This is a genomic window from Modestobacter italicus, assembly GCF_019799965.1.
In the GTDB taxonomy this organism is placed as follows: Bacteria; Actinomycetota; Actinomycetes; order Mycobacteriales; family Geodermatophilaceae; genus Modestobacter; species Modestobacter italicus_A.
Genome location: NZ_JABGCJ010000021.1, coordinates 1 through 3525, shown reverse-complemented (window position 1 = coordinate 3525; position 3525 = coordinate 1). Strand labels below are relative to the sequence as shown.

General features: G+C 33.3%; 1 protein-coding gene. It reads right to left on the bottom strand.

All coding sequences use genetic code 11. The features are described 5' to 3' along the window. A partial coding sequence (locus HLA93_RS20180; RefSeq protein ID WP_222196239.1) for a retrotransposon gag domain-containing protein occupies positions 1 to 778 on the bottom strand: 778 nt, incomplete at its 3' end. Positions 779 to 3525 lie beyond the last annotated feature (2747 nt).

The following is a 3525-nucleotide window of genomic DNA, read 5'->3' as shown; positions in this document are numbered from 1 at the left end:
TTCCTGACCTATGACCAGTCTTGTTGCAGAGGAAACATTTTCCTCTGTTAGCCTTCCTTCTAATTCCTTCTTTTGGTTCAAGATTGGTCTTCTTCTTCTTTTTACCTTTGCCCTTAGGCTCGGTTTTAGAAGTTGAAGCCCCATCAAAAACTAAAATACTTCCTTTAGAGTACTTTCTCAAAGTCTCTTCAGCAGTTACAAGCATGTTCATCAAGTCAGTCAGGGAGACTTTGTCATTCACATCAGACATGTGAAAGTTCATGATGAAGGGTTTGTAACTCGCAGGAAGTGAGTGAAGTAGAATATCAGTCCCCATCTCAGAAGAGATATCCACACCAAGATCATGCAAGGCATGGATATTGCGGATCATCTTCAAGCAATGCTCATTGACAGATGTCCCTTCCACCATCTTACAAGCAAAGAGCTCTCCCACAGTGTTGTACCTTACAACCCTATTCTGAGACTCATATAGCTCCTTAAGATGGGTGATGATAGCATGCGAGCTGTCTATGACTTCATGTTGCCTTTGGAGCTCATTAGTCATCGATGCCATAATATAGCACCTCGCCTGAATATCATCCTCAAGCCACTTCTTATAAGTAACTTGTTCCTCTTCTGATGCCCCTTCGGGAAGAGCATTAGGACGTGGAGACTTTAAGACATAGTCTATTTTGTCGGCGGCTAAAACAATTTTCAGGTTTCTAATCCAGTCATTGAAGTTGGGACCGGTTAAACGGTTGTCATCAAGAATACGTGATAAAGGGTTTAGTGGTGCCATCTACAATAGAAAATAATAATATTAATAAATTTCATATTTTGAAAACATTAAATTTCTGGTCTTTAATTTATATGTTTCCTCCCACTACTTTGTTCAAATCTCATACACCCTAAGATGAGACTTTGTGAATTTCAAACATAGTTCGAATTTCCATAGCAGGGATTGGAGTCCCATTTGAACTAGTGGACCCTCACATGTTAGGTTATTGGGCCACTAACTCAAAGGGGTGGATAACTCTTTATCCTAATGCTTCTCAAGCAAGTCCCAATCATCCTTTAGCCTCTAGAATATAATAACCTCACATAATAGTTTATTGGTTAGTATATTATAGTTAAATCATACCTACCATTCACATGAGTATGGTCAATTGAATGTGGCATCCCGCAACCTATCGGCTTCTTGGTAGCCCCATTATCGCACCTCATGATATCCTATATGCCACAAGCCTGTTTGAATCTTTACAAATGAATGTGTTCCCACATATCTGCAGCCAAACACATCCACCATAAAGACCCTCATAGCTTGTAATGGTAGGAGGCTAGGATAAAGCATTTGCATGCCTCTTCCTTACAATTTAAGTTTAGAAAATTAGGGGTTTTGGATAAATGGTCTCATTTTTATAAACATTCATACATCACATGTATAACTACTATATATCACAATATATCATAAGGTTTAGACCCACCTTTATTATTAGTTCTCAACTATCCTCCCACTGACCTCCTAGAGGTTGGGGTGGATTCATGTTGAACATATAATAAATCAGGTCAAGGCCCATGCAAGCATACATCACAAATATATAATGGGCCTTGGATTGATTATGGACTTTAGGGTTGGGTTCATGCTTAGAGCCACTAAAGCTGAACCCTAGGTCTTATATTGGTGGGTCGAGTGATCGTAATTATACACATATGCAACACATTACATAATACTGAAAATCTTCACAAGATCTTCATTCCTCTTGCCAAGTACTTCTCAAGTGCTTGATGTCTCTCGAACAGGATTCCACCATGATCTTCTTTTTGAATTTAAAATACAAACATTTAAATATAAAGAAGGGGATTAAAGGAAATAGGGGATTTACATGTGAAGAGAGAGAGAGGGAAAGAGGCATGAAAGCCTTTAATAATTACATCACATTTATTTAAACTCATTTAAATAAAACCCATTCAATAACCTGTCACATCACATGCGGCCAATCTCAACTCATTTTAAATTGGTCTTAAGTCCATAATCATCCATTTTATTATCATACAACACATTGCATAATAAAAGGAAAACAACATTAAGTAAAGGCAATTATAATAATGATGATGGCAAATGGCATTTAATTAATTAAAGTCACATTCTTTATTATTATCCTATAACAATAATAATCCCATTATTATTATTATCCTATAATAATAACTAATTACTTTTAATCTCATTAAAAGTATATAATCATATCTTATATGAAAATCAAAGAACACTTTCTTTTAAAATAACTAAAACCACTAAAACAAAGCAATTAGGGTTTTAATTAAAACATGAATAATACTTTGAGAAATTATTATCACAATTCCTACTATGCTATTAACACTTTAATATGCAGAGTAGATCAATCACTATCAACCTACATAAGTGGAATAAATAATAACTCAAAATAAAATTCAAAACAACAAGCAATTTCTAAAACCAGAAATTCCAGCAATTGGGTACTGTTTTGAGATATTTTTCTTCTATATTAAAACAACCTTTTAATATCTGAAAAATACTATTTCTCAAGGATTTTAAGTCCTCTTTCAAATGGCATAGGTCTCATTAAGTGATTCCAACGTTTGGTTTCACTTTAGAGCTATTTGTGACTTGAACTCTTAACCCTGGCAGATTCAAGAATTCCTACACAAATCAATTTAATTAACTCATTCTATTAGTGAACTAAGTTCTCAAAACACTTCATTTCACAAGGTTTTTCAGTCCTCTAAACAATGGCAGGGGTCTCATCAATTAATTCCAACGTTTGAAATTAATTTGAGAGTTTTTGTGACATAGAGTCAGAATTGACAGATTCGACTCTTAATCACATAAATTCTTATGTGGCTATTCTAGATCATCAAAAATCATGGGAACTTTTCCTATAGATTGTTAAGACCTAGAATTAATGAAGTTAATAAGTGGCTTGCTTTAAAAAATCCAGAAAACAATTTTTCAAGATTTTTAAAGTACTTACATGTTGCTGCCCAGAAAATGCAGCAACCCAGAATTCATTTCAAATCTCATTTAAAATTAATTCTATGATATAAAAATGTATAAAAACAATTTTAATACATTAATACATCATTAGGCAGTAACCCTAAGTGTTTTTAACAAATTAAAAACATACCTTCATCATATGAATTAATCAAACTCTCAAGAACACTAAAAATGACTTTTATAAATCAATTTTGTAAACTCATCAAGTTCCTCATATTTGTTTTTCAAAATCAATGTAATTAATTTTAAAAACACATAAACCTTTTATATAATATATGAAGAATCCTAGATTTACATAATCAAAATTAAAACAAGGCTATCTAGGGTTAAAAACCCTAATGGCCGAAATTTCAAGAGAGAGATTAGTGGGTAGGGTTTTTAGGGTTAGGGTTAGGGTTTCACAAAAACCATTCCTAATCCTTTATTTAGGGTATCATCATACCTTAAACTCAATATGCCTAATTTACTAACATGAAATAAACACAAAATAAGAATGAATCATAATCAAACTTACA